Origin of the sequence: Halobaculum rubrum (genome assembly GCF_019880225.1) — an archaeon.
GTDB classification, from domain to species: domain Archaea; phylum Halobacteriota; class Halobacteria; order Halobacteriales; family Haloferacaceae; genus Halobaculum; species Halobaculum rubrum.
Genome location: NZ_CP082284.1, coordinates 753,350 through 775,769, shown reverse-complemented (window position 1 = coordinate 775,769; position 22,420 = coordinate 753,350). Strand labels below are relative to the sequence as shown.

The window sequence follows — 22,420 nt, the reverse complement described above, 5'->3', positions numbered from 1 at the left end:
ATGATCTGGGAAGTGTTCAGACAGGAGAAGCCGGGGGACTACCACCGCCACGTCGGTAACGTCCACGCGCCCGACCGGGAGATGGCGAAGCTGTTCGCACAGATCCAGCACGCTCGCCGGATGCAGACCAACTCCCTGTGGGTGGTGCCGCAGTCGGAGATCGGCGAGGTCGACGCGGAGGAGGCCGCCCTCGGCGGCCGCACCGACAAGTCCTACCGCTGGGCGATGACGTACAACGACATCGACGCGTCGTTCGCCCAGGAAGTGGAAGACAGCGAGGCCGAACAGCGCGAGGCGGCCCGGAAGCGTCGCGAGCAGCTCGAATCGGAGGGCGAGCTATGAGCGGAAGCGACGACGCGACCGACGGCGACGCCGAGCGCGTCGCGGACGGCGGCACGACCGACGAGACCGACGCGCCCGCTGTCGCTTCCCTCGACCGCGGCGATCTCACCCCCGAAGGGCAGGTCGCGCTGGAGGGGCTGCTCTTCCGCCTCGCGGACGACGAGTTCGTCCACGCCGAGCGACTCACCGAGTGGCAGATCTACGCGCCGACCATCGAGTCGGACCTCGCGCTCGCCAACGTCGCGCAAGACGAGTTCGGCCACGCGCGCCTGTGGTACGACCTCCTGCAGGAGCTCGGCTACTCAGAGGAGGAGTGCATCTGGCGCCGTCCGGCCGACGACTGGACGCACGCGACGCTCGTCGAGCGCCCCTTCGCCGACGACGGCTGGGGCGACGTCGTCGTCCGCACGTACCTGTACGACGTGGCCGAGCGCATCCGTCTGGAGGCGCTGGTCGACACCAGCTACGCCCCCCTCGCCGACCGCGTCGGCAAGGCGCTCGCCGAGGAGGAGTATCACCGCGAACACGCGCTGAGCTGGCTCGAACGCCTCGCGAGCGACGACGAGGCCCGCGGGCGCCTGCAGGCCGCCCTCGACGACCTGTTCCCGCACGCGCTGTCGCTGTGGTATCCGGGCGACCACGAGGCCGGAATCCGGACCGCCGGGTTCCGCCGCGAGTCGCTCGCGTCGATGCGAGAGGAGTGGCTCGACACGGTGGTCCCGACGCTGGAGGGGTACGGGCTCGTCGTCCCGGAGCCCGACGAGGTCACCCGTCCGGAGGCCCGCGGCCGCGACGGGAGCCACACGGACGCGTGGGTCGATCTGCGGGAGGCGTTCACCGCGACGCACCGCGAGGTCGACTTCGACCGTCCCGCGCGCTTGCGGGGGGAGGAGGCGTAGATGCCGACGAACATGCCGACGGACGTGCCGGGCGGGTCCGCCGGCGACGCCGCGGACGGCACGGGCGCCCCGTCCGACGCGGAGGCGTGCGCGCACACCTCCTACGAGGACGGCGAGGCGCCCGAGGCGTACCCGAAGACCGGCGCGGGTTCCACCGGCGTCGAGGCGGACGTGTGGGACGCGCTGTACGAGGTTGACGACCCCGAGATGCCGGTCAGCGTCGTCGACCTCGGCCTGATCTACGACGTGGCCGTCGACGGGGACGGGCGCTGCGAGATCGAGATGACCCTCACCTACACCGGCTGTCCCGCCCGCGACATGATCACGAACGACGTGCGCTGTGCGGCCGAGACGGCGCCGGGCGTCGAGGCGGCCGACGTTCGCCTGCGGTACTCGCCGGAGTGGACCGTCGCGATGGTGACCGACGCGGGGCGGGAGGCCCTCCGCGAGTTCGGGTTGAGCGTGTGATGCGCCGGAACGTTCCCGACCCGAGCGTCGCCGCGGGGGTCGCCGGGGGCGACGCGGACGACGACCCCGCCGAGTGCCCGTACTGCGGCTCGACCGACACCGAGCGCGAGCACCCGAAGGGGCCGGGCCTGTGCCGCTCGATGCACGTCTGTCGCGAGTGCGGCGAGCCGTTCGAGCGGTTCGGCTGATGGACGCGGTCGTCGTCGCGGGCGCGTTGACCGTGTTGTGGACGCGTTGATCGTCGCCGCGGGGCCGCTCCTCGACTACGCGTGCGGGTCGTCGGCATCGGCGCGCGTCTTGATCAGGAACTTCATGTCGCCCTGCAGGACGACGGTGCCGTCCCCCTTCGTCACCTCGCAGTCGATGACGACGAGGCCGGCGTCGTCGCGGCTAGACACGTCCTTCGTCTCCGTCACCTCCATCTCCATCGAGATGGTGTCGCCGATGAACACGGGGTTCGGGAGGTCCATGTAGTTCATCCCGAGGAACGCGAGGGCGGTGCGCTCGACGATGCCCGACCGATAGACGAACCCCGTCGCCTGCACGAACGTCATCGGACCGTGGGCGATGCGCTCGCCGAAGGCGTTGTCCTCGGCGTACTCGGCGTTCGTGTGCAGTTCCGTCCAGTCGCCCGTCAGCGCCGAGTGCATCACGAAGTCCGACTCGGTGACGGTGCGCCCGACGCTCACGAACTCCTGTCCCTCCTCGAAGTCCTCGAAGTAGTGCGGTTCGTAGCTGTATGCCATGTCGGCGTGTCACTCGATCACGTGAAAACCGTTTCGCGTGTCACGACTCTATTCCTCATGATTAAGTACGCTGATCCCTTGATGCCTCCATGACCGGTCCTCCACGGCGCCCTCTCCGGCACCCCGGAGTTGGTCGATGACCGACGACCCGACGACCGACCCGGACGGGACGGAGGCTCCAGTGAGCGACGGGGTCGCGCCGGCGGAGCCGTCCCGGATCACGGTGCTGCTCGTCGTCGAAGACGACGCCGACCGCGGCCTGCTCCGCGAGTTGCTCGCCGACGGCGACGGGCTCGAGCCGCGAATCGTCGATCCCGACGCCCCGGCCCCGTTCGATGCGACCTTCGACGTCTGCCTGTTCGACGTGGACGGGTTACGGGGTGTCGCCGACGCGCTCGCCGCCCACCGCAAGTCGACAGGGACGTACATCCCGACGCTGCTGTTCGTCCCGGAACGCTCCGACGACGCGGAGTCCGTCCTCTCCCGTCTCGGCGACACGGGCGACCACGTCGCCGACGTGATCGACGCGCCGATCCGGCGCGCGAGGCTCGCTCGACGACTACGGACGCTCGCCCGTGCGCGCCGCTTCGCGACCGGGCTCGAGGAGAGCCGTGACCGAAACCGGCGGATCGTCCGCCGGCTGCCGGACGCCGTCTTCGTCTGCGCCGACGGTCGGGTGGCGTACGCGAACCCCGCCGCCGCGTCGATCCTGGGTGTCGACGCGGACGCGGTTCATGGCCGCGACTTCGTGGACCTCGTCCCCTCGGTCGACCGCGACAGCGTCGCCCGCGCGCTGGAGGCCGCGACGCGGAACGGACGCAGCGAACCCGTCGAGACGGCGCTGTGTCGCACCGTGGTCCGTGACGCCGACGGAGGGGCCGAGTCGACAGCCGACTCCGGAGCGGGTGCGGCGCCGTCGACGGTCGATGTCGGATCGAATGACGCGAACACCGCGGAGGAGCCGGCCCCGGAGCCGTTGATCGAGCCCACTGCCGGTCCGCCGAGCGGGGTTCCGGTCGAGCTGACCGCGATCGACGCCGGCGCCGGCGACGTACAGGTGGTCGCCCACGACCTCAGTCAGCGCCGCGAGCGCGAGGAGCGGTTGGCGCTGTACCGGCGCGCGATGGACGAGGCGACGGTCGGGATCACCATCGCGGACCACTCCACCGAAGAGGAGCAGCTCATCTACGCCAACAACGAGTTCAAGCGGCTCACAGGGCTCGACGACGACGAACTCCTCGGACACAACCCCCGAATACTCCAGACTGGCGCGACGGACCCGGAGCCGGTCGCACGGCTCCGACGCGCCATCGACGCCGGCAGGCAGGCGTCGGTCGTCTTGCTGAACACGCGCAGCGACGGCCGGAAGTGGTACAACGCGCTCGATATCTCGCCCATCCGTGGTCCCGACGGGGAGGTGACGCACTACCTCGGGTTCCAGCGCGACGTGACCGAGTGGGTGTCCCACGAGCAGCGGCTCACCGTGCTCGATCGTGTCCTCAGACACAACGTCCGCAACCGACTGAACGTCGTGCTCGGCTACGCCGAGCAGGTCGACCACGCACTCGCCGAGATCGAGGCCGTGGTACCGGACGGTCGGCCCGACTCCGACGCATCGTCGAACGCTGTCGACCTCGATTCGGTGCGAGCCGACGTCGACCGGATCCGCGACGCGGCCGCCGACATCCTCGATCTGTCCGACAGCGCCCGTCGGTTCCGCGAGGACGTCGCCGTCGACGGTGACTCGGACCCGGTCGACGCGGCGGCGGTCGTGGTCGACGTCGCGAGCGCGCTCGCGGCCGACGCCGACGACGCGGCGGTTCTCGTGTCGACGCCCGACGAGCCGGTCACCGTCGCCGGTGCCGCCCCGATCTCGCTGGTGACGGATGAGCTGATCTCGAACGCGATCGAACACGTGGAGGATCCGACGATTCGGGGTTCGCTGTCGGTCGACGGCGACGACGCGGTGCTTCGCGTCGCCGACGACGGGCCGGGGATCACCCTCGACAGCCGCGCGCCCCTGGAGTCGGGCGCCGAGACTCCGACCGAGCACGGGCAGGGGGTCGGCCTGTGGCTCGTTCGATGGACGATCGACGCCGTCGGCGGAACCGCGGGCTACGAGGACGGCCCGGACGGCGGCGCGGTCGTCATCGCTCGGTTCCCGATCGTCGCCGACGCCGACGGCGGGGAGTGATCACCCGTCGCTGTGTCGCGTCTCGCCCCGCAGCCAGAGGTACCCGCACCCGTCGGGCGTCACCGTGACGCAGCCGTCGTCGACGCGGTAGTCGGCGTCCCCGAGGACGCGCTCGGCGTCCCCGGGATCGACGTCGAACCCGACGAGGACCTCGCGAGGCTCGCTGGCGAGGTTGTGGACCGCGAGGAGGACGCGACCGTCGTGATCGAAGCGGTGGGCCCACAGGTCGTCCGGCTCCACGTGGACGATCGAACAGTCGCCGCGTGCGATCTCGGGGCACCGCTTCCGGGCGTCGACCGCGCTCGCGACGCGCTCGAACAGCGAGCCCGGGTGCCCCCGCTGGCCGGCGGCGTCCGCCTGATACACGCCCGGCCAGCCGGTGCCGTCGACGGGGATCACGAGGTCCTCGGGGTCGGCCGTCGAGAAGCCCGCGTTCGGTTCGGCGCCGTCCCATCGCATCGGCGTGCGGACGGCCTGCCGCTCGGGAAGGGCCAGATCGGCGTGCATGCCGATCTCGTCGCCGGAGTTCACGATCGGGGTGCCCGGCAACGACAGCAGAAGCGAGTGAGCCATCGCGATCCGGTCGTGGTCGCCGTCGTACAGGTCCGCCAGCCGGAGGCGGTGGCCCCGGCCGAAGATCCACGAGTCGCCCCCGTCGCCGCCCTGACGGAACTCCTCGCGGGCGTGCTCGAGCGCCTCGTGCGGGAGCTTCAGGAGGTTCCACTCGTCGTGGTTGCGCAGGAAGTTCGCCCACCAGACGTGACCGTCGGGCTGTGCGTCGGGGATCTGCTCGAACATCCGGTACAGCGGCCAGGCGTCGCCGACGCCGACGCCGTACGTGACGTGGGAGTTGCCGACGAAGTTGAACAGCGCGTCGAACCCCTCGCCGCCGTCGAAGTAGAAGTCCAGCCGGTCGGGTTCGTCGTCCGCCTCCGCCAGCAGCACGGCCTCGTCGTTCACCGCACGGGCGCGGCGTTTCAGCTCGCGAAAGAGCCGCTGCGGGTCCTCCAGCCGGTGGGCGTCGTGCCCCTTCGGGAGGATCATCGGGTGGGCCGCGTCGATGCGGAAGCCGTCGACGCCCCGTTCCAGCCAGAACTCCGCGATCGAAAACAGCTCCTCCTGTACGTCGGGGTTGGCGACGTTCAGGTCCGGCTGGTAGCCGTAGAACTGATGGAAGTAGTGTTTGCCCGCGACCTCGTCGTACGACCAGACGCCGTCCTCGAACTCGGGGAAGATGTTCTGGGTGTGGTACGCCTCGTCGACGTGGCTCGTCCACAGGTAGTAGTCGTGGTACTTCGAGTCGGGGTCCTCGCGGGCGCGTCGGAACCACTCGTGCTCGACGGACGTGTGATTGAGCACGAGGTCCGTGATCAGCCGTATCCCGCGCGCGTCGAGTTCGGCCACCAGGTCGTCGAAGGCGTCGAGCGATCCCAGGCGCTCGTCCACGTCGCGGTAGTCGGCCACGTCGTAGCCGTTGTCCCGGAGGGGACTGGGGTAGAACGGCCGGATCCACAGGCAGTCGACGCCCAGGTCTTCGAGGTAGTCAAGGCGGTCGATCAGTCCCCTGAAGTCGCCCCAGCCGTCGCCGTCGCTGTCCCGGAACGTCTTCACGTCGAGGCTGTACACGACCGCGTCGCGGTACCACTCCGGCCGTCCCCCGTCGGCGAGCGGCGCGAACGCGTCGGCGGCGTCGGCGTCCATGTCGCTCGCTCGTGGGGACGGCCGGCGGTAAAATCCCTCGGAGCGACGCGACGAGGACGCGACCCCGACTGCGCGGCGGCGTGAACGACCCGAGCGCGGACCGTCCGACTCAGCGGTCGGTTCCGGCGAGCCGGTCGTCCCAGTCGATCCACTCGTGTTCCCAGCCGGTCTTCGCGAAGTACCCCTGCTCGGAGAACTCGGCGTCCTCCCGGCGGGTACGGTTCCGGACGCCGGCGCCGGCCTGCTCGCCCTCGACGAGCAGCGGCGACAGCGACACCGGTCCGGCCGTCTCGGCCTCGCGAACGCTCCCGGAGTCGTCGGACTCGTAGGCGACGACCGACTGGTCGGCGCCGCGGCCGCGCGGGAGCACCAGGCGACCGTCGGGCGCGAGCTGGTCGACGAGGTCGGGCGGCGGCTCGACGGCGGCCGCCTCCACGACGATCCGGTCGAAGGGCGCGTACGCCGGCAGCCCGCGCGCGCCGTCCGCGCGGTCGACGAGCACGGCGTCGTAGCCGGCCGCCGAGAGGTTCTGGCGCGCGTCGTACACCAGCCGCCGCGAGATGTCGACGGCGTGCACGTGGCGCGCTCCCGCGACCTCCGCGAGCACCGCCGCGGTGTAGCCGACGCCGGCGCCGACGACGAGGGTCTCCTCGCCCGCGGCCGGCTCGAGCGTCGACAGCAGCCGCGCGACCGTCGCCGGCGAGAGCACGCGCGCTCCCCCCTGTTCGCCCGCACGGTTCGCGTACGGCGCTTCGGCGACGAACTCCTCGCGGGGAACCGTCGCCATCGCCTCGCGAACCGCCGGCGCGATCGACCGCCCGAGGCTGTGCTCGACAGAGTCGAGCATGTCCTCGCGCAACAGCGCCGGGTCGGGTCCGTCCATTATCGGGCGAAGGCGCTCGTCGAATATGAACCGCACGCTAGGCGTCGGACGACTGGGCCCGGCCTGCAGGGAACGGCTGTGCGCGACACGCGCACTCTACGGCGAGCGTCTTTGCGGTGCCGCCTGTGAACCGAGACGATGAACGCAGACCGCCGCGAGGCAGTCGCCGACCTCCCCCCGAGCGCGAAGCTCGTGTTCGTCGTCCTGGAGAACCACGAGCGCCTGACTCAGGCGGCGCTCGCCGAGGAGACGCTGCTCCCCCAGCGCACGGTGCGGTACGCGCTGGAGGAACTCCGCGACGCCGAGGTGTTGCACGAGGAGTTGAACATCATGGACGCCCGCCAGCGCTTCTACTCGCTCGCCGACGCCGAGGAGCCGACCGACGACACGGCGGTCGGTATCGCGCCAGAATCGTCGGCCCAGGCCCGCTGACCCCGGCGGATCCGGATCAGGACGACGGCTCGCCGCGTCGCGACGGACCGACACGGCGCCGTACCCACCGTGCGACGGCAACGACCGCGATCGCCTCGACGTAGCAGCCGACGACGGCCAGCGCCCAGAAGCCTGCGTCGCCGACGACGATCCCCGCCTCGTTGTACAACGCCGTATCGAGCAGGAACGCCGCCGCGAGCGCCGGCCACGCGACGACGGTAGTCTCCGCGGGGAGCGGGGTGGCCCGAGCGAGCGCGAGGACGGTCAGCAACGCGGCGGTCACGCCGAGCGTCGCGCGGGCGGTCGGTGCAGTTCGTGAGCCGACGCGGGCACGACTGGAGGGCATCGTCCGGAGATCGGTCCGAGGTGACAAACAGCTGTCGGCGGGCGTAGGGGTGCGCGCGGCCACGACCGGTCGACACTGTTCAGTCGCGGTCGACGAACGCGAGGTAGCCGCGTCTGAACCCCGGGTACGTCCGGTACGGCGTCCCGCCGATGCGGAACGTGTTCGCGCCGTGTTCGCCGCCGAACACGGCCCAGTCGGTCTCCTTGTCGGTCCCGAAGTAGCTCGCGAGGCGAACGTCGCGGTCCCCGAACAGTTCGAACGCCGCCGCGAGCCACGCGCTTTTCGCGTCCGGGTCCGACCCGTCCATGCGCTCGGAACCGCAGCCGAACTCGGGCACACACAGCGGGCGTGTCGTACAGGCGGCGATGCGGACGAGCATCGGCCCGAAGACCTCCTCCGGACTGTGCCACTCGCTCCACGGCTGACTCGTTCCCCAGTTGAACCCGTCGACACCGGCCCAATCGACGACGTCGTCGCCGGGAAACAGCGCCTCGGCGCGAACGTCGCCCACGTCGACGTGGTTGACCGCCCACACCCACGAGACGGCGGCGCCGGCGGGGAGCTCGTCGGTCACGATCCGGTGGATCCGTCGCCACGCCCGAACGTACGTCGTCGCCGGCACGCCGGCCGCCGCCGGAGCCCACGGATACCAGTCGCCGTTGGGTTCGTGCATCGGCCGGAGCAGGAGGCCACGATCGTCGTCGGTGTCGTGCTCGCCGTCGGGACCCGCGAGCCACGCCGCGAGCGAGCGACCCCATCGCGAGAGGTACTCGTCGTACCCGCCGCGGACGAGACGGTCGAGGAGGTCGTCCGGCGTCTCGGCGGGCGTTCGCGTGTACGGTTCCCACGTGAGCAGCGGCGTCCGCCCGGCGTCCCACAGCGTCCCCAGCCTGTCGAACAGATCGTCGATCGCCGCCGGCGCCGTCGCCCACGGTTCGAAGACGGTCTGGACGTCCAGTCGGGTCGAGAGCCACGCCTCCGCGGCGGCGGCCCGTTCGAGCGACTCGGGTGCCGTTCCGAGAAACGCGCCGCCGAGACGACCGTCCGACCCGTCGATCGCCGGGCGGCTCGAGGCGCCGGCTCGAGCGTTTCGGGCACCCTGTCGTCCTCGCCGTGTCGTCATCGTGACCTCTTCGTCCGGGACAGGCGATCCCCGTCCGCCGACGCCTCGTGAAGTACGTGTTCGCCGCCGTCGCTCTCGACGGGGGGTTCGGCGTTCGGCTGGTTCTCGTCGAGGTCGAGTGCGTCCATCAGTGCGTCCTCGATGGCGGCAGGGGCGACGTCGACGACCTTCCGTGTGACCGCGAACGACTTCGCGGGCCGCACCATCCCGTACAGCGCGCCTGCGGAGTGGAGGGTGACGACGAACGGCGTGAACACGAGCAGGAACACCCACACCGCCGGATGCGGCCGGTAGGCGACCAGCCCGATCACCGACCACGCGTACACGTGTCCCAGCAGGAGCAGCGACAGCGCGGTGTACGCCTCCGGGAAGAACACCGGAAGCAGCGAGAGATCCGTGTACCCGAGGTAGCTCGCGAGCGATGCGACCCACAGGAGCGGCCCGAACGTCGACAGCGCCCACCCGAGATCGCGGAGGTGATACAGCGACCGGTAGTCCCGCGGAAGCAGGTTCGACCGCGACCGCGTGCCGGTAAGCCACTGACGGCGCTGTGAGATCATCGCCCACACGGACGGGGGTGCCTGGTTGCGCAGGTACACGTCGGCGATCTCGAGCGTCGCCCCGAACTCCAGGACCGCCCGCCAGAGGAACACGGAGTCCTCGACGATCGTCTGGGTGTCCCACGTGACCTGCTCCTCCAGGCTCCGGCGGATCGCGATACCGCCGCCCCACGCGTAAAACGGGACGTCGAAGAACGGGAACGCCCGCTGTTCGACGTTGAAGCCGATCCGGTGGATCTCCGCGAGGAACGGGAGGAGGCCGTCGCTTCTGGACGGACGTTCGCGGAACTGGACCACGTCGGCGTTCGACGGGATACACGTCAGCGCCGACGCGTCCGTGTCCTCGTCGAGATACAGCACGTACTCACGGTCGGTAGGGTGATAGCGTCGGGCCCACTCGACGGCCCGCCCCTTGTGGGTCGCCGTACAGCTGAACTCCTCCGGGACGACGAGCACCTCCGCGCCGTCGACGGCGATCGGCGCCTCCGCGACGACGACCACGTCGACGATCCCGTCTGGCAGCGAGTCGACCGTCCGCTGAACGACACGCTCGTTGTCGATCGTCAGGACACGCACCTGGACGGCGTCGAGATCCCACGACACGGTGGGGTCGCTGCTCCGTTCGCGGCGCCACAAATGGACCGCGTACACGAGCACCTCGTAGTCCCAGAACGCTACCGGAACGGTGTACAACAGCAACAGCTGCCAGAGGACGAACGCCACGAACACCTCGGGCGACGACACGACGAACTCCCACCCGTCCCCGACGACTCGAACTGTCTCCGGTGACACGACGCCCGCGCTCACGAGCGGAACACTCTCGATCGATCTCGAAGGGGACTGGGTTCGTCCGGTTGACACTACGAGATCGGTATCCCGAACCGATCTGGAACTCACGGTGACTGCACGCGTCGTGTTGGCTTAAAACAGATCGCCGATCCGTGGGAGCGGGATCGACGAAATCGAACGCGAGATCACACGACAAAACATGGGTTTTACACCGCTATTGGTGGTGTCTGACCGGAAACATACTACAGAACGTCGGATATCGACGATCAGGTGTCGAGTGTTCCCATCGCGGCGCCGCGATCCGTTCCGGGGATCGCTGACACTCGCACGTCGGCGAGCCCGGCGTCGATCAACCAGTCGCGGACGGCTTCGGGCGCGTGGGCGCCGCCGTGGTCGGCCGCGAGCCCGCGGACCTCCGCCGTGACCGCCGCCACGTCGTCCCCGTCGGCGAACACGTCCGTCGCGACGACGGCCCCGTCGTCGCCGAGGAGGTCGGCGGCGACCGAGCAGGTCGCGCGCGCCGCAGCGGGACCCATCGCGGAGAGGGCGTCGCCGAGAAACGCCACGTCGAAGCCGGAGTCGAGCGTCGCGGGAACGTCCGCGTGGATCCGGACGCGATCGCCGTGCACTCGGCCCAGCCGCTCGGCCGTCGCCGGCGACGTGACCAGCGTCGCGTCGAGACCGCGAGCGGCGAACTCGCGGGCGTACACGCCGGATCCGCCGCTCAGGTCGACGACGGACCGGGCGTCGGGGAGGGCCCGCACGGCGGCGGTGACGGACGCGCGAACGGTCGCCTCGTCGGTGGCGTAGTGGGCTCCCAGCGCGTTCGCCCCCCACTCGTCGTGACGCTCGGGCGCCACGCCCGTCTCCAGCGTTTCGGGCAGCTCGACCAGCTCGTCGAGTCGGTCGAGCTCGTGTGGGATCGGCCCGATCGAGCGCACGTCGCGCTTGGCGAGCAGCCCGAGCGCTCGGTTCGTCGGCTCGTACTCGTCGCCCACGCGCTCGAGGAACCCGATCCGCGCGAGCGCCCGAACGACGCGCTCGGCGGACGGCTCGGCGACGTCGGTCGCCGCGGCCACCGCCGCCGGCGTCCCCGCCGTCGACAGCAGCGCCTCGAGTATCCCGGTCCGTCGGGCCGCCCACAGCAGGAACAGCTCGTGGACAGTCAGCCCCGTCCGCTCGTCGCTCGGCATGGCTTGTCCACGACGCTTCGCCGGACCGATAAAAGGCCATCCCTCCGGCGTGACAACCGGGGTTCGATCGGGGATTCCGGCGGAGAAATCGCGGGAGCGTTCGGCGGCCGGCGCCGGCGGCGATCTCCTCCGACTCAGGGCACGGTCATCCCGTCGATCACGTCGCGAACCCCGGCGCCGTCGAGCGCGAGCGAGGGGCCGGCCCACGCGGCGTATCGGGTTCCCTCCTCGCGCCACAGCGCCTCCCACGCGCCGTACGCCTCGTCGAGGGCGGCGTAGTGAACGGCCGTGTCGCGGCAGTCGATCCGCCCGCGACGCTCGCAGGACTGGTCGGCCGGCTCCGGGGGGATGGCGGGCGCGAGCGGACTTCCCTCGGCCGCGGCGGTGATCCAGAGGTGGTCGCTCCCGTTCGCCCGGCTCCGGAGGACGACCTCGACCGCGTCCGCGTCGGGAAACGCCAGCGCAGAGTCGAGGACGAACGCGTCGTCGTCCGCGGGAACCAGCGGCCGGGCGGGCGGCTCGCGCGCGAGCGCGTTCATGGAAACGGGTCGGCTCTCGTCGTACGGGCGAGGTCCCGAATAGTCCCACAGGCCGTGGGGGACGGCGGGCGGGCGACAGCCGTACCTGACCCAGTAGTGCAGCGCGTGAAACGGCGCCTCGCGGACGCCGCGGCTCGCGGCCGCGTCCGCCGGGGCGAACCCGCGCAGCACCGCCGCGAGTTCGTCGTCGTCGAACGCGCCGTCGGTGACGGAGATCTCGATCTGTGCGCGCTCGCGCTGGAGACACGCGCCGCGTCTGCCCTCGTAGTCCGTCCCGAGCCAGCCGACGGCGTCGTCGCACTCGACGGGCGTCGGGTTGGGGGTCCGCCACAGCGGCGCGACGCCGGCGGCCGGCGGCGCCCAGTCGTACAGGAACTGCTTGATACGCAGCGCCCGTCCGTCGCCGCGGACGACCGCCCGGACGCTTGCTGGGTTGCCGTCGCTCCACGGCGTCTGCCCGATGTCCGCCGCGTCGACTCCCTCGGGTCTGCCCGGCGGCTGTTCGGGTCGATACGTCACCGTCTCGACCGCGCAGTCGTCGGGGAGCGCGGTCGGCTCGTGGACGACGAAGTTCGCGCGACCCGCCGCGTCGGCGAACGTCGTCTCTCGGGGCTGCTCGGCCGCATCGGGATCGGTGAGCCGGGCGCTCGGGTCCGCGACTCGCCACTCGCTCATCGTCGGCCTCCGGGGCGGGGCCGGACTCGACCGCTCGATCGTCGATCTCGACGTCCTGGCGTGGATCGCATGGGTCGGTGGTTCCGTAGATGACCTCAAAAGGGCTCGCTGAAGCGCGTTTGTGTCGAACAGTTCACACTTGTATGCGCCGTTCCTCCTGCGACGCCGGACCGACGTCACCCGTTCGTCCTCGGCATCCTCACGCGCCGCGCCGGATCACTCCGAGTATCCCTCCTGGAGGAACGTCCCCTCGGTCTCGTACACGGTGACCAACTCCGCGATGAACTCCTCGTACGATTCGTCCGCCTCGAGGTGGTCGTCCAGTCGGTCCCTGAGTTCGTCGCTGATCTCCAGTGTGTATGTCATGGTGGAAGGCCGTCAGTCGCCGTGGTGCACCGGCTCGGTCGGTGTGACGCCGACCCGATCTATATATCCCGCCAGCCGTTCTCATCCGTCGGTAAGCACCGACCGGTACTTTGGGCCCCGGGGGTACCGAGCGGCAGTCCGGTCGCCGGACGAGCGACACGGGAGCGCTCGGCGGCCGGGCGACGATCCCCGTGGCACCCCGTCCGCCGGCCGTTCCGCCGTCGTCCGCGCGTGTGCTCCGGGGCGATGTGGTCGACGTCCTCCTCGTCGGCGAACTCGACGACGACGCGCTTTGGTCGCCTGGCTCGGCCGGTCACGACGGCTCCTCGGCGTCGTCGGGTCGCATCGGAACCGTCAACACCGGCGTGTCGGAGAGCCTGACGACTCGTTCGGTGACGCTCCCGATCAGGTACCGGTTCAGCCCCGTGCGGCCGTGGGTGCCCATCACGACCAGATCGACGTCGTGCTCGTCGACGTATTCGAGGATCGCGCGGTGGGGCTTCCCCTGGGCGATCGCGCCCTCGATCTGGTCGACGCCGGCGGCCTCCCCGCGGCTGACGACCTCGTCGATCGCGTCCCGCCCGACGTCCTCGAGGGCGTCGAACGTCCCGGCGATCGACGCGTCGACGCCGATATCGGTATCGACCACGTAGAGCGTGTGGAGCGCCGCGTCGTACGTGGTGGCGACGTCGATAGCGTGGTCGATGGCGCCGTCGGTTCCCTTGCTTCCGTCGGTCGGGATCAGGACCGTCGAGTACATATCCAACTGTTTCACCCCGAGGCACAAACGCTACCGCGCCATTCCGAACCGATGGGAATCGACGGTCGCGACCGCGGTCGCTCCGGAACTCCGGGATCAGACCCCGAGGAGGACGAGTCCGCTCACGACGACGACGCCGAGCACGACGGTCACGAGTTTCCCCAGCTCACGGGTGCCGATGAGCCACGCCAGTGCGACCTTGACGAGGGTGTTCGCGACGGCCGCGATGACGATCCCCGTCGTGGCGACCTCGGGCGGGACCGTTCCGTCCGCCGCGAGCCGACTCAGGGTGATCGTCATCGCGTCGACGTCCGCCAGTCCGGAGAAGAACGCCGTCGCGTACACGCCGGCGGAGCCGAACCACTCGTTGGCGGACTCGGCGACGAGCAACACGACCGCGAACACGGCCCCGAACAGGAGCGCCGGTCGGAGGCGAAACGGGTTCTTGAGCTCCTCCGGTTCGACCGTCTCCTCGGCGGCGGTCCGCCAGTAGAGCACCCCGGCGGCGACCACGCCCACCGCGGTCATCGCGCCGAGCGGCGGCGCGACGCTCGGGAGCAACGCGGGGTTGACGACCGCGACCTCGATGAGCGCCCGCGGGAACATCACGATCGAGGCGGTGACGACCGCGAACGCGCAGACGTGATACAGAGTCGCGTTCTGGACCGTCTTCTCCGCCATCGACACCGTCGTCGCGGTCGAGGAGACGAACCCGCCGACGACCCCGGTGACGGCGATGCCGCGTTCGGTCCCGAGGACGCGTCCCAGCAGGTACGCGACGAACCCGAGGCCGGTGACGAAGACGACCATCAGCCAGACGAACCGGGGGTTGAGCCCGTAGAGCGCGTCGACCGAACGGTCGGGCAACGCCGGGAGGACGACGAGGACGACGAGGACGAACTTCGCCGACGCCCGCCGCTCGTGGGGATCGATCCGGTCGGCGAACTCGTGGACGGGGTCTTTCACCGACAGCAGCACGGTGACCGCGCCGGCGACGACGATGGCGACGACCGCACCGCGGTCGGAGTGGGTCGTCATCGCGCCGAGCAGGACCGTGAGGAGGGCGGCCACGAGCGTCGTCAGGCCGATGTCGCGCTCGTACCAGACCTTCCCGACGTACGCGACGGTGAGGGGGACGACGATCACCCCGACCGCGAGCGGGAGCGCGCTCGGAAAGAACGCCTGAACCAGCGCGCCGTACAGCGCGAACAGCGGAAACGTCCGACTCCCCGCGAACGACCCGCCGGACTCGCTTTGCTCGCGTTCGAGGCCGACGAGCGCACCCAGCGCCAGCGCGAGGAGCAGGGGGACGAGCACCTCGACCACCGGATCGGCGGTGGGCACGACCATCGAGTGACGCGTCGCGCTTGCGGGTTGTCAAACTAGGTACTAGTCGGTCCGCCGTGCCGCCGTTGGACCGCCCGACGCTCCCGGGCGGACCGGGCCTTACCAGGCCGACCAGGCGGCCGTCTTCGTGTCGCGGGCGTACACGCGCTTCACGTCCTTCGCGTACACCATGTCGCCCTCGTGGTCGAACTTCTCGTGGCGGTAGGTGTCGGCGGACTCGTCGCGAACCTGGACGCCCTCGATCTCGATCTCGTCGTCGCCGAACGAGACCGTCTCGCCGACCGTGAACTCGTAGTCGCCGGGGACGTACACCTTCAGGCTCCGGGTCTCGTCGCGACGGCCGTCCTTGGGATGGACGGTGATGTTGACGGCGACGTTGTCGACGACGCGTGTCCAGACGGTCGCGGCGTGGTCGAGGTCGGACTCCTCGACGCGACGGTCGCCCGACAGCTCGATCGAGGTGACGCGTACCTGCTGGATCGCCGCCTCGGTCTCGACGATGAACTCGTCGCCGACCTCGACCTGCTGGTCGGGCTCGCCATCGAGCGTCGCGGTGTACGACTCGCCGTCCTGGGAGACGACGACGTCCACGTCGATGGTCGTCGGCTCCGGCACCTCGACCTTGTGGGTGTGGCCGCAGACCGTACACTGCACCGTGGCGTGGCCGCCGGGCTTCAGCACCTCGTGGGGTGTCTCCTCGCCACAGCCCGGGCACTCCACGGGCACCTGCGAGGGAACGTCGGAATCGCTCATACCCCTCGATACCGCGTCGCGCCGTAAGAAGCCTCGTTTCTCCGGATGCGCGTGTGGGGGCGTGTCGTAGCCGAGCGAGTCAGGAGCACAGCGCGCGTCGCGGCAAGGGCGGGACTGAACGGATCTGCCGAGAACTTCGACTGAGGATGGGTTCGGTAGGGATCGGTACGTACAGCTGATCCGCTACCGATCCGGAGTAGAATCCTATCGATACAGTATGAAAAACTCGGTTCGAGATACAGAGGGTCTACTCAGCAACCGCCCCACATTCCAGAACAGTATGCTGTCTGTAGTAAAGTGAGAGCGACCAACTCCCCCAGAGTGAAGATGATTCGAGGGGATCTCTTCACCTCACCCGATGGTGCGGGGCCGACAGCACCACAGAGAATACAGAAGAATCGAGCCGACCCCGGTAGGCCGGGGCGAATAATTCCCGCCTGTCCTCGTATAACGCGAAGTCTGAACCGGAGTTGCACTCCTGCCCGACGCTGACTACGAAGACGCTGGATGGACGGATCGTCTCGAAGCTCTGCGGGCGAGCGAACTGAGCGATGCCTCCGAACGCCCGACTCCCAAAATGCATGGACGACCACTCACAGACTGATCACGGGGGAAACGTGGATGCGTTCTCAACGACCGAAAAGATCGCCCGGGCTGAGGGGCAACTCGAAGATGGGCTCTTTCCACAAGAGCGGGAGATCGCTGAAAAGTACTTCTCTGCGGGGGAATCCGTGCTGGACCTGGGGTGTGGGGCCGGTCGGACCACGGTGCAACTCGTGGACGGCGGCCTCGATGTCGTCGCGGTAGACGTAAGCGAACCAATGGTGGAAGCGGCCAGATCTCTGACCGGAGATGCGGCGCTGGGGATAGCGGATGCGACTCGGCTCCCCTTTGCTGACAACTCATTCGACAATGTGTTGTTCTCGTATAACGGTCTGGACTACCCGTACCCGGCCACCGAGCGCTTACGAGCGCTCTCCGAGATCTGGCGCGTCCTGAACCCCAACGGAACCTTCGCGTTCAGCAGTCACAATACGTGGTACACACTGCCCGCTCTCGTCAGTGACTGGGGGTTCCTTCGGAAGTTCTATCTGGCCCCGGAGAACAGAGACCGGAGCTCGCGCAGATATAAAGTAGACAGGCGCGACCGCATCGCCCTCGAGACCTATTTTTCGAACCCCCTTCACCAGTGGCGTCAGCTCCGTGGGGCAGGGTTCCGACTGGAGGCCGTGATTGGGAAACGAGACTCACCCCTCCGGTTCTTCGAGAGGGGACTCTACTACGTCGCGAGACCTGTGTAACAGACGATCGAGTTCGACGGGAGTTGAGAGTCCGGTGTGGCGGTCTGTGCGGATGTACGCGCCGGGGGTCGCGAGATGCGCCGTCAGGATTCGCGCCACTTGTGGCCGCACTCGACACAGGTGAACAGCCGGACCTCGTAGGAGCCGCCCGGCTTCGGTATCATCTCGTAATGGGCCCGCTCGCCCTCGCAGTCGTCCGCCGGACAGGGCTCTTGCATCGTCTCGGCGGAGCCCCGTGTCGCGTCGGCCACGGCGGGTGCCCCGTCGTCCCGCTGTCCATCCCGGGTCGTCATCGCCGATTCCGCTTGCGAGTCCCGCGGCTCCTCGGTCCCACAGGAGCGACACACCCACGTGTCGCCCTCCGTGTGCATCATCGAATCACACTCGTTACAGAATTGCATATGACGGAGGGATACACGGTTGTGGGCATATGTATTAATTCCCGATCGGTCGCGGATGTCTGGCAATTGTCTATGTTGACTGTACCGAGGTATCGGCGGGCTCAATTCCACCCCGTAGTCCTCGAGCATCGTCTCGGATTCCTCTGGCTCTCGGAAGCCACCGCGCGGAGTCGTGAGGTGGGTGTTCCGACAGTTCTCCGGGTACAACACCACATACACGGGTTTCGGCGTCGTGTCGGTCACCCGTACCGCGAGCCGAACCGCTATACGCCGGGCGACCGTCGAGTCCGACAGACCGATGTCGACGGCGCCGTCCCACCCCGACCTCCGGCTCGCGGTGACCACGCGCGCGGAGACGTTCGAGCGACTGCGCGAGCGCCTCGCACCGCACGGCATCGCCGTCGATCACGTCCGGCCGGACGAGCGCGTGCTCCGGGTCGCCGGCGGCGGCGAACCCGAAACCGCCGCCGACGCGGAAGCCGAGACGGAGTTCGACGGCTTCGACGCCGGCTGGGTGTACCCGTCGCGGCTGATGGAGGGGGCGGTCGTCGACGCCCGCCTCGGGGTGCCGTGGGTGAACGGCAAGGACGCGGTGCTGGCTTCCCGCAACAAGGCCGGCGCGCTCGCGACGCTGGCGGACGCGGGGCTCCCCGTTCCGGCGACGCGGCTGGTCTCGAACCCCGCCGACGACGAGGCCGTGCTGGCCGCGGCCGACGAGATCGGCTACCCGCTGGTCGTGAAGCCCAACTCGACGACGCGCGGCGTCGGCGTCGCGAAGGTGACCGATCCGGACTCGCTGCTCGGCGTGACGGACTACCTCGACCTCGTCCACGATTACCGCGCGACCGGCGACAAGTCGTACCTGCTGCAGGAGTTCCTCCCCGCCGCGACCGACTACCGGGTCATGGTGCTGGACGGCGCCTACGCCGGCGCCGTGGAGCGCAGACTCCCCGAGGCGGCGCTGGCCGAGGGGAAGTGGAAGCACAACGTCCACCGGGGCGCCGTCGCCGAGGGCGTCGACCTCCCGGAATCGGCACGGCGACTCGCCGAGCGCGCGGCCGAAACGCTGGGGGTCCCGCTGCTCGGGGTCGACCTGCTGGAGTCGGACGGTCGACTCGTCGTCTCGGAGACGAACGCCCGGCCGACGATCGACGCCGCCGAGAAGTACCGCGAGGGGTTCGACGCGGATCTGGCGGCGCTGGTGCGGCGGACGGCAGCGCAGTAGAAGCGGGGATCGGACTGTCGTCGACGACCGTCGCCGTTACTCGACGTCGATGTCGGCGGAGGGCTCCAGCGCGTCGAAGGTGACCTCGAGCACGCCGTTGTTGAACGCCGCCGCCGCGGAGTGCTCGTCGACACGGACGGGGAGCCGAACCCGCTCGTCGAAGCGTCGGCCGTCGCCCTCCGCGGAGATCGTCAGGGTTCGGCCGTCACACTGGAGGTCGATCCCGTCCTTGTCGACTCCCGGCAGGTCGGCCACGAGACGGAGCGTCTCCCCCTCCTCGTACACCGACACGTGGGTCTCGTCGCCGAAGCCGGCGTCGCCGCCGGGCTCGCCGGCCATCTCGCTCATCATCCGCTCGATCTCATCGAAGATGTCGCCGAACGGATCGTCGCGGTCGTCGCGCATACTCACCCGAGGTAGTTCGCTCCCCCGAATAAACCTTCTCCCCTCGGAAGCGTCCCGGCGCCCTCGGCGACGACGAGTGCGCCGGCGCGACGGCGCTCCCGCCGCTGCGACAGCGTACCGGCGGGTTCGTTCCGACGGACCCACAAGCGATAAGGTTCCGGACATCGGTTATTCGGATATGAGTAAATCGTACCTCGAAGCGGGCAACAACGGAGACGAGCCGGTCCGGGTGGGCCTGAACGGGTTCGGTCGGATCGGCCGCAACGTCTTCCGCGCGGTGCTGGAGGACCCGCGGATCGAGCTCGTGGGCATCAACGACGTGATGGACGGCGAGGAGATGCGGTATCTCGCCTCCTACGACTCCGTGATGGGCCGCCTCGACGGCGTCGAGTACGACGCCGACGCGCGCGCGCTGAGCATCGGCGGCACCTCGGTTCCGCTCCTCGACGAGCAGGACCCCGCCGACCTCCCGTGGGACGACCTCGACGTGGACGTCGCGCTGGAGTGCACCGGCGTCTTCCGCACGAAAAGCGACGCCGAGCGACACGTGGAGGCGGGCGCCGACGTTGCGATCATCTCCGCGCCGCCGAAGGGCGAGGAGCCGGTCAAGCAGCTCGTGTACGGTGTCAACCACGCCGACGAGTACGAGGGCGAGTCGGTCGTCTCGAACGCCTCCTGTACGACCAACTCCGTCACGCCGGTCGCGAAGGTGCTCGACGAGGAGTTCGGCATCGCCTCCGGGACGCTGACGACGGTCCACGCCTACACGGGGAGTCAGAACCTCGTCGACGGCCCGAAAGCGAAGACCCGCCGGGGTCGCGCGGCCGCCGAGAACATCGTTCCCACCTCGACGGGCGCCGCACAGGCTGCGACGGAGATACTGCCCCAACTGCAGGGCAAACTCGACGGGATGGCGATGCGCGTCCCGGTCCCCAACGGCTCGCTCACCGAACTGGTCGTCGACCTGGAGTCGTCGCCGTCGGCCGACGAGATCAACGAGGCGTTCCGCGACGCGGCCGACGCCGGTCCGCTCGCGGGCGTGCTCGGCTACACCGACGACGAGGTCGTCAGCCGCGACATCATCGGGTTGCCGTTCTCCTCGTACGTCGATCTGCGTTCGACGAACGTCGTCGGCGAGAACGACGAGGGCATCGCGAAGATCCTCACGTGGTACGACAACGAGTACGGTTTCTCGAACCGACTGCTCGACGTGGCGGCGTACGTCGACGCCTACTGAGCCCTCGAGGCGGCGGGCTCACGCTCGGCTGCGGACCGCGTTGCCGACCGTGCCGGCTCCGTGTGCGCGTTCTCGATCACCACTCTGACCCCGTCGTCGTACTCGTCGTCGACGGTCGCCGTCCACCCGTGGACCCGCGCCAACGTCCGCACGTTCGGCAGCGCGATCCCCGCCTCGGCGTCGGGGACGGCGCCGCCGTACTCGAAGAACGCCTCCGCGTCCATGTCGTGGTGGTCGTCGCCGTCGCCGGCGACCGAGAAGCCGTCCCCCTCGAGTTCGACCGCGATCCGGTCGGCGCCGTTGTGGACGCCGAAGCGGAACGCGCTCGCGAGCAGCGAGGTGAGCCGGTCGGCGTCGGCCTCGATCGTGCCCTCGCCGTCGCTCACGAGCTCCGTGTCCGCCGTGTCGACCGCGGCCCACGCCTCCCCGACTGCCACGTCGAACGGCACCGACTCGGTCGCCTCGACGGTCCGGCCCTGCCGGGCCACGTCGGCGAAGTCCTCGACGAGCCCCCGCATTCGCTGGGCGGTCCCCGAGGCGGTCCGCAGCGACTCCCGGGCCGACTGGACGTCTCCGGACTCCAGCTCCCTCCCGGCGATGTCGACGCGACCGGCGACGATCTGGAGGGTGTTGAGCAGCTCGTGGCGCATCGCGGCCGCGAGCGACTCGAGCTGGTCGTTCTGGCGCTCCAGCTCCCGCCTGCGCCGTTCGGAGTCGGTCACGTCGCTCAGCATCGCCAGCCTCCCGAGCGTGCCGCCGCCGCGGACGAACTCCGTCGTGGAAACGAGGTAGTAGCGTGCCTCGCCGTCTTCCCGGCGTTCGAGCACCCCCTCGTCGTCGCCGACGGCCGAGGCGACGGCGGGGAGCACGGCCTCCAGCGCCCGGCCGCGTGCGCCGCGCAGTTCGGGGAAGCGCTCGCGGGCGAGCCCGTTCGCCTCCCGGATCCGGCCGTCGCCGTCGAGGTAGATCAGCACGTCGTCGACGCCGTCGGACAGCTGTATCGAGAGGAACCGGTCCTCGAAGACGAACAGCGTCCCGACCGCGAACGCCGCGACGCCCACGGGTTCGAGGCTCAGATCCGGGATCGTCGTGCTCGTCATCTCGACGAGGTCGAACGTCACGGGGAGCGCAGTCGCGCCCACGAGCGCGGCCAACGGGCGCGTGTCGAAATCCACCTCGAGGAACAGGTCGAACAGCATGAAGAAGCCGACCGCGACAAGCGAGTACGACAGCCCCGTGACGACCCAGTGGGCCAGCCCCGGCTGGATCGCGAGGTGGGGGAACGGCGTCGTCATGGGCTCGGCGGTGAAATACAGCCCGTGGAACGGGTTGGTCAGTTTCACGGCGACGATCGCGACGTACACGGCCACGGCGAGCCGGCGGTACGTCCGGTTCCGGTGGAACGACCGGCCGGTGTACGCCGAGCAGAAGTAGAGCCAGCCGCCGATGGTGGTGAGTCCGACGATCAGTCCGGTCAGGTACAGCGCGTACTGGAGCGTCCCGGTCGGCGCGATGAGGTACCCCAGCTGTGCGGTCGCCCAACTGCCGCTGGTGACGAGCAGCGCCACCAGCCCCACGCGCGTTTCTCGGTCGTCGATCCGCCTCGCGCGTCGGAGCGCGACGGCGCAGCCGACTATCGCGACGACGTACGCCAGTATATACCAGTAGAACGATGCGCTACTCACGAGTTCGACCATCTGTTCACAGCCGGCCCCTCTGTCGACTTAGTCGATCG

The 22,420-nt window shown here is 69.5% G+C and carries 24 protein-coding genes; 9 read left to right on the top strand and 15 right to left on the bottom strand.

The features are described from left to right. From paaB to K6T25_RS04045, 4 genes are read left to right on the top strand one after another with little or no spacing between them, the layout of a single operon-like run. The gene (gene paaB, locus K6T25_RS04060; protein WP_222916701.1) at positions 1–342 is read left to right on the top strand and encodes a 1,2-phenylacetyl-CoA epoxidase subunit PaaB; all 342 of its coding nucleotides are present in this window, start codon (positions 1–3) and stop codon (positions 340–342) included. After that, entirely contained in the window at positions 339–1,241 is a 903-nt protein-coding gene (gene paaC / locus K6T25_RS04055) for a 1,2-phenylacetyl-CoA epoxidase subunit PaaC (protein WP_222916699.1), read from the top strand. The genes paaB and paaC overlap by 4 nt, the downstream gene beginning before the upstream one ends. After that, complete coding sequence (paaD, locus tag K6T25_RS04050; RefSeq protein WP_225917801.1) at positions 1,242–1,709, top strand: 1,2-phenylacetyl-CoA epoxidase subunit PaaD; 468 nt, start codon at positions 1,242–1,244, stop codon at positions 1,707–1,709. Beyond that, on the top strand, positions 1,709–1,897 hold the full coding sequence (locus tag K6T25_RS04045; protein ID WP_222917840.1) for a PaaD-like zinc ribbon domain-containing protein: 189 nt from the start codon (positions 1,709–1,711) through the stop codon (positions 1,895–1,897). Before paaD ends, K6T25_RS04045 begins: the two co-directional genes overlap by 1 nt. A gap of 75 nt (positions 1,898–1,972) precedes the next feature. Here K6T25_RS04045 and K6T25_RS04040 read toward each other — a convergent pair whose 3' ends face one another. Then, the gene (locus K6T25_RS04040; RefSeq protein WP_222916697.1) at positions 1,973–2,455 is read right to left on the bottom strand and encodes a MaoC family dehydratase; all 483 of its coding nucleotides are present in this window, start codon (positions 2,453–2,455) and stop codon (positions 1,973–1,975) included. A 136-nt stretch (positions 2,456–2,591) separates the two neighbouring features. Here K6T25_RS04040 and K6T25_RS04035 point away from each other — a divergent pair, with 136 nt between their 5' ends. After that, entirely contained in the window at positions 2,592–4,649 is a 2,058-nt protein-coding gene (locus K6T25_RS04035; protein ID WP_222916696.1) for a PAS domain-containing protein, read from the top strand. On the opposite strand, the gene K6T25_RS04030 is transcribed toward K6T25_RS04035, so the two are convergent. Both K6T25_RS04030 and K6T25_RS04025 read right to left on the bottom strand, forming a co-directional pair. Next, positions 4,650–6,350 carry an alpha-amylase family glycosyl hydrolase gene (locus K6T25_RS04030; RefSeq protein WP_222916694.1) on the bottom strand — a complete coding sequence of 567 codons (1,701 nt, stop codon included), beginning with the start codon at positions 6,348–6,350 and terminating at the stop codon, positions 4,650–4,652. A gap of 109 nt (positions 6,351–6,459) precedes the next feature. Then, positions 6,460–7,233, bottom strand: coding sequence for a protein-L-isoaspartate O-methyltransferase family protein (locus K6T25_RS04025; RefSeq protein WP_225917800.1), 774 nt, complete (start codon positions 7,231–7,233; stop codon positions 6,460–6,462). 138 nt (positions 7,234–7,371) lie between these two features. Between K6T25_RS04025 and K6T25_RS04020 the strand changes: the two genes are divergently transcribed. Beyond that, the gene (locus K6T25_RS04020; protein ID WP_222916693.1) at positions 7,372–7,665 is read left to right on the top strand and encodes a MarR family transcriptional regulator; all 294 of its coding nucleotides are present in this window, start codon (positions 7,372–7,374) and stop codon (positions 7,663–7,665) included. 16 nt (positions 7,666–7,681) lie between these two features. Here the strand turns inward: K6T25_RS04020 and K6T25_RS04015 are convergent, their stop codons facing one another. The 9 genes from K6T25_RS04015 to K6T25_RS03975 all read right to left on the bottom strand — a co-directional run bounded on the left by K6T25_RS04015 (position 7,682) and on the right by K6T25_RS03975 (position 16,116). Then, a complete protein-coding gene (locus K6T25_RS04015) occupies positions 7,682–8,011 on the bottom strand; it encodes a hypothetical protein (protein WP_222916692.1) in 330 nt (109 codons plus the stop codon). Between the two features lie 79 nt (positions 8,012–8,090). Then, the gene (locus K6T25_RS04010; RefSeq protein ID WP_222916691.1) at positions 8,091–9,134 is read right to left on the bottom strand and encodes a glycoside hydrolase family 26 protein; all 1,044 of its coding nucleotides are present in this window, start codon (positions 9,132–9,134) and stop codon (positions 8,091–8,093) included. Beyond that, positions 9,131–10,501 carry a glycosyltransferase family 2 protein gene (locus K6T25_RS04005; RefSeq protein ID WP_222916690.1) on the bottom strand — a complete coding sequence of 457 codons (1,371 nt, stop codon included), beginning with the start codon at positions 10,499–10,501 and terminating at the stop codon, positions 9,131–9,133. Before K6T25_RS04005 ends, K6T25_RS04010 begins: the two co-directional genes overlap by 4 nt. A gap of 248 nt (positions 10,502–10,749) precedes the next feature. Beyond that, on the bottom strand, positions 10,750–11,676 hold the full coding sequence (locus tag K6T25_RS04000) for a class I SAM-dependent methyltransferase (protein ID WP_222916689.1): 927 nt from the start codon (positions 11,674–11,676) through the stop codon (positions 10,750–10,752). A 134-nt stretch (positions 11,677–11,810) separates the two neighbouring features. After that, entirely contained in the window at positions 11,811–12,890 is a 1,080-nt protein-coding gene (locus tag K6T25_RS03995; RefSeq protein WP_222916688.1) for a hypothetical protein, read from the bottom strand. A 216-nt stretch (positions 12,891–13,106) separates the two neighbouring features. Then, positions 13,107–13,256: a DUF7557 family protein gene (locus K6T25_RS03990; RefSeq protein ID WP_222916687.1), complete on the bottom strand. Its 150-nt coding sequence runs from the start codon at positions 13,254–13,256 to the stop codon at positions 13,107–13,109. A gap of 313 nt (positions 13,257–13,569) precedes the next feature. After that, positions 13,570–14,016 carry a universal stress protein gene (locus tag K6T25_RS03985; protein WP_222916686.1) on the bottom strand — a complete coding sequence of 149 codons (447 nt, stop codon included), beginning with the start codon at positions 14,014–14,016 and terminating at the stop codon, positions 13,570–13,572. Positions 14,017–14,112: 96 nt separating this feature from the next. Further along, the gene (locus K6T25_RS03980; RefSeq protein ID WP_222916684.1) at positions 14,113–15,366 is read right to left on the bottom strand and encodes an MgtC/SapB family protein; all 1,254 of its coding nucleotides are present in this window, start codon (positions 15,364–15,366) and stop codon (positions 14,113–14,115) included. A 96-nt stretch (positions 15,367–15,462) separates the two neighbouring features. After that, complete coding sequence (locus tag K6T25_RS03975; protein ID WP_222916682.1) at positions 15,463–16,116, bottom strand: HVO_0476 family zinc finger protein; 654 nt, start codon at positions 16,114–16,116, stop codon at positions 15,463–15,465. A gap of 581 nt (positions 16,117–16,697) precedes the next feature. On the opposite strand from K6T25_RS03975, the gene K6T25_RS03970 reads away from it, so the two are divergent. Next, the gene (locus K6T25_RS03970) at positions 16,698–17,417 is read left to right on the top strand and encodes a class I SAM-dependent methyltransferase (protein WP_222916680.1); all 720 of its coding nucleotides are present in this window, start codon (positions 16,698–16,700) and stop codon (positions 17,415–17,417) included. A gap of 83 nt (positions 17,418–17,500) precedes the next feature. Here K6T25_RS03970 and K6T25_RS03965 read toward each other — a convergent pair whose 3' ends face one another. Next, positions 17,501–17,818: an RPA12/RPB9/RPC11 RNA polymerase family protein gene (locus K6T25_RS03965; RefSeq protein ID WP_222916678.1), complete on the bottom strand. Its 318-nt coding sequence runs from the start codon at positions 17,816–17,818 to the stop codon at positions 17,501–17,503. A 298-nt stretch (positions 17,819–18,116) separates the two neighbouring features. Here K6T25_RS03965 and K6T25_RS03960 point away from each other — a divergent pair, with 298 nt between their 5' ends. After that, entirely contained in the window at positions 18,117–19,043 is a 927-nt protein-coding gene (locus tag K6T25_RS03960) for an ATP-grasp domain-containing protein (protein WP_222916676.1), read from the top strand. Between the two features lie 36 nt (positions 19,044–19,079). Here the strand turns inward: K6T25_RS03960 and K6T25_RS03955 are convergent, their stop codons facing one another. Further along, positions 19,080–19,448: an Hsp20/alpha crystallin family protein gene (locus tag K6T25_RS03955; RefSeq protein WP_222916674.1), complete on the bottom strand. Its 369-nt coding sequence runs from the start codon at positions 19,446–19,448 to the stop codon at positions 19,080–19,082. A 178-nt stretch (positions 19,449–19,626) separates the two neighbouring features. On the opposite strand from K6T25_RS03955, the gene gap reads away from it, so the two are divergent. Beyond that, positions 19,627–20,685, top strand: a complete 1,059-nt coding sequence (gap, locus tag K6T25_RS03950) for a type I glyceraldehyde-3-phosphate dehydrogenase (RefSeq protein ID WP_222916672.1) — start codon at positions 19,627–19,629, stop codon at positions 20,683–20,685. Here the strand turns inward: gap and K6T25_RS03945 are convergent. After that, positions 20,679–22,370 carry a sensor histidine kinase gene (locus tag K6T25_RS03945; RefSeq protein ID WP_222916670.1) on the bottom strand — a complete coding sequence of 564 codons (1,692 nt, stop codon included), beginning with the start codon at positions 22,368–22,370 and terminating at the stop codon, positions 20,679–20,681. The two genes, gap and K6T25_RS03945, sit on opposite strands and share 7 nt — an antisense overlap. Positions 22,371–22,420: the final 50 nt, after the last annotated feature.

Bases quoted from the DNA above. Each gene is read 5' to 3' on its own strand.
- paaB (WP_222916701.1), top strand. From the start codon at position 1: ATGATCTGGGAAGTGTTCAGACAGGAGAAGCCGGGGGACTACCACCGC.
- paaC (WP_222916699.1), top strand. From the start codon at position 339: ATGAGCGGAAGCGACGACGCGACCGACGGCGACGCCGAGCGCGTCGCG.
- paaD (WP_225917801.1), top strand. From the start codon at position 1,242: ATGCCGACGAACATGCCGACGGACGTGCCGGGCGGGTCCGCCGGCGAC.
- K6T25_RS04045 (WP_222917840.1), top strand. From the start codon at position 1,709: ATGCGCCGGAACGTTCCCGACCCGAGCGTCGCCGCGGGGGTCGCCGGG.
- K6T25_RS04040 (WP_222916697.1), bottom strand. From the start codon at position 2,455: ATGGCATACAGCTACGAACCGCACTACTTCGAGGACTTCGAGGAGGGA.
- K6T25_RS04035 (WP_222916696.1), top strand. From the start codon at position 2,592: ATGACCGACGACCCGACGACCGACCCGGACGGGACGGAGGCTCCAGTG.
- K6T25_RS04030 (WP_222916694.1), bottom strand. From the start codon at position 6,350: ATGGACGCCGACGCCGCCGACGCGTTCGCGCCGCTCGCCGACGGGGGA.
- K6T25_RS04025 (WP_225917800.1), bottom strand. From the start codon at position 7,233: ATGGACGGACCCGACCCGGCGCTGTTGCGCGAGGACATGCTCGACTCT.
- K6T25_RS04020 (WP_222916693.1), top strand. From the start codon at position 7,372: ATGAACGCAGACCGCCGCGAGGCAGTCGCCGACCTCCCCCCGAGCGCG.
- K6T25_RS04015 (WP_222916692.1), bottom strand. From the start codon at position 8,011: ATGCCCTCCAGTCGTGCCCGCGTCGGCTCACGAACTGCACCGACCGCC.
- K6T25_RS04010 (WP_222916691.1), bottom strand. From the start codon at position 9,134: ATGACGACACGGCGAGGACGACAGGGTGCCCGAAACGCTCGAGCCGGC.
- K6T25_RS04000 (WP_222916689.1), bottom strand. From the start codon at position 11,676: ATGCCGAGCGACGAGCGGACGGGGCTGACTGTCCACGAGCTGTTCCTG.
- K6T25_RS03995 (WP_222916688.1), bottom strand. From the start codon at position 12,890: ATGAGCGAGTGGCGAGTCGCGGACCCGAGCGCCCGGCTCACCGATCCC.
- K6T25_RS03990 (WP_222916687.1), bottom strand. From the start codon at position 13,256: ATGACATACACACTGGAGATCAGCGACGAACTCAGGGACCGACTGGAC.
- K6T25_RS03985 (WP_222916686.1), bottom strand. From the start codon at position 14,016: ATGTACTCGACGGTCCTGATCCCGACCGACGGAAGCAAGGGAACCGAC.
- K6T25_RS03980 (WP_222916684.1), bottom strand. From the start codon at position 15,366: ATGGTCGTGCCCACCGCCGATCCGGTGGTCGAGGTGCTCGTCCCCCTG.
- K6T25_RS03975 (WP_222916682.1), bottom strand. From the start codon at position 16,116: ATGAGCGATTCCGACGTTCCCTCGCAGGTGCCCGTGGAGTGCCCGGGC.
- K6T25_RS03970 (WP_222916680.1), top strand. From the start codon at position 16,698: ATGGACGACCACTCACAGACTGATCACGGGGGAAACGTGGATGCGTTC.
- K6T25_RS03965 (WP_222916678.1), bottom strand. From the start codon at position 17,818: ATGCAATTCTGTAACGAGTGTGATTCGATGATGCACACGGAGGGCGAC.
- K6T25_RS03960 (WP_222916676.1), top strand. From the start codon at position 18,117: ATGTCGACGGCGCCGTCCCACCCCGACCTCCGGCTCGCGGTGACCACG.
- K6T25_RS03955 (WP_222916674.1), bottom strand. From the start codon at position 19,448: ATGCGCGACGACCGCGACGATCCGTTCGGCGACATCTTCGATGAGATC.
- gap (WP_222916672.1), top strand. From the start codon at position 19,627: ATGAGTAAATCGTACCTCGAAGCGGGCAACAACGGAGACGAGCCGGTC.